The organism is Pseudomonas sp. SDO5591_S426 (assembly GCF_054070755.1).
Window position 1 is genome coordinate 1 of sequence record NZ_JBSVXD010000384.1, and the last position, 1,721, is coordinate 1,721.

2 protein-coding genes are annotated in these 1,721 nt (G+C 61.1%); both read right to left on the reverse strand.

The genetic code is table 11. The features are described 5' to 3' along the window. Positions 1-73: 73 nt before the first annotated feature. Entirely contained in the window at positions 74-913 is an 840-nt protein-coding gene (locus tag ACW9JC_RS30155) for an urease accessory protein UreD (RefSeq protein WP_457459619.1), read from the reverse strand. A 30-nt stretch (positions 914-943) separates the two neighbouring features. Next, positions 944-1,642: an urea ABC transporter ATP-binding subunit UrtE gene (gene urtE, locus ACW9JC_RS30160; protein WP_008031204.1), complete on the reverse strand. Its 699-nt coding sequence runs from the start codon at positions 1,640-1,642 to the stop codon at positions 944-946. Between the last annotated feature and the right edge of the window lie 79 nt (positions 1,643-1,721).

Consider the following 1,721-nt stretch of genomic DNA (forward strand, 5'->3'; position numbering starts at 1 on the left):
GGCTTGCCAGCGATGGGGACCTCGAGGCCGCCAAAAGCATCGCTGGCAAGCCAGCTCCCACAGGGATCAGTGTTCAGGTGTTCCAGATTCGCGGTGGTATGGCCTCGCGACCAAGCAATGCCGGGCGCAGCAACCTCCACAAATCAATCAGCCAGCCGCGCGCCAATAGGGCTTCGCTAGCCAAGCACCGCGCAACAAGCAACCCCGGCAATTGCGTCAGATCCCCGCGCACGTTGTGAGTCAGCGAGCGGCACTGTTCCAGCAAGTCGCTGTCGATCTCGCCCGTCACCAGCAAGGTCGCAAACACCGGTTGCCCATCCAGCCCAATCGGCGAATCAAGCAAACCGTCATTGCCGACAATGCGCTGACGTTCGTACCAGAGCAACTGGCCGTCGCGACGGATATCCAGTTGCGCCTGAAAATGCCCGAGGTCGAAGCGTTCGCCGCTGGCCGGGCGACCCAGAGCCACCACGTCCCAGTAGAGCAGGCGTGCGTCGCCTTCCAAGTCAATCGAGGTGCTGAGTTCAGCCTGCGCCGCACTGAAAATGATCGTCTCCTGCGGCAGCCATTCCAGTGTCGCACCGGCCGCCACTCGCAAGTCCAGCCGCTGATAGGCGGGACCGGCTGCGCGATACCACTTGGCCGCGCCGGGGCTGGTGATTTGCGCCCAGGCGTCGCTGCCAACGCTGGCCGAGATGTCCAGTCGATCACCACCGGCAATCCCGCCCGGCGGGTGGACGATGATGTGCTGACAGACTTCAGGCCCTTCGGCATACAGGTGCTTTTGCACGCGCAAGGGGCCAAGGTGACGGCGCTGGACCGGGCGCGTGCTGTCGCCGAAGCGGGCGTAGCCCAACTCCAGCTCGGCGTGCCAGCTCGGGGTGAACAGCATTGTTTGGGCAGGTAAATTCATGATTTCTAATTATCGTTAGGTCGCTACAGATTAGATGGTAACCAGTCCGCGCACACCTTCGGCTTCCATGTTTTCGCCACGTCCCTGTTGCACGATCTCGCCCCGGGACATCACCAGGTATTGATCGGCCAGTTCGGCGGCGAAATCGTAGAACTGCTCCACCAGCAGAATCGCCATGTCGCCACGGGCCGCGAGTTTTTTGATCACGGCACCGATCTCCTTGATCACCGACGGCTGAATACCTTCGGTCGGCTCATCGAGAATCAGCAGGCGAGGGCGGCTGGCCAGGGCGCGTCCGATCGCCAGTTGTTGTTGCTGGCCGCCGGACAGGTCGCCACCCCGGCGTTGCTTCATTTGCAGCAACACCGGGAACAGCTCATAGATGAACGCCGGGACTTCTTTCGCCTCACTGCCGGGGAAACGCGACAGGCCCATCAGCAGGTTTTCCTCGACGGTCAGGCGACCGAAGATCTCTCGGCCCTGGGGCACATAGGCGATGCCGGCATGCACCCGTTGGTGCGGCTTGAACGTGGTGATCGGTTTGCCTTCCCAGTTCACCGCGCCTTCCTTGGCCGGCAGCAAACCCATCAGGCATTTGAGCAGGGTGGTCTTGCCCACGCCATTGCGCCCGAGCAGGCAAGTGACTTCGCCAACCTTCACATCAAACGTCAGGCCGCGCAGGATGTGGCTACCGCCGTAATACTGGTGCAGCTTGTCGACTTGCAGCATTTTCAAATACCCCTCAAATCTCCTGTAGGAGCTGTCGAGTGAAACGAGGCTGCGATCTTTTGATCTTGATCTTCAATGG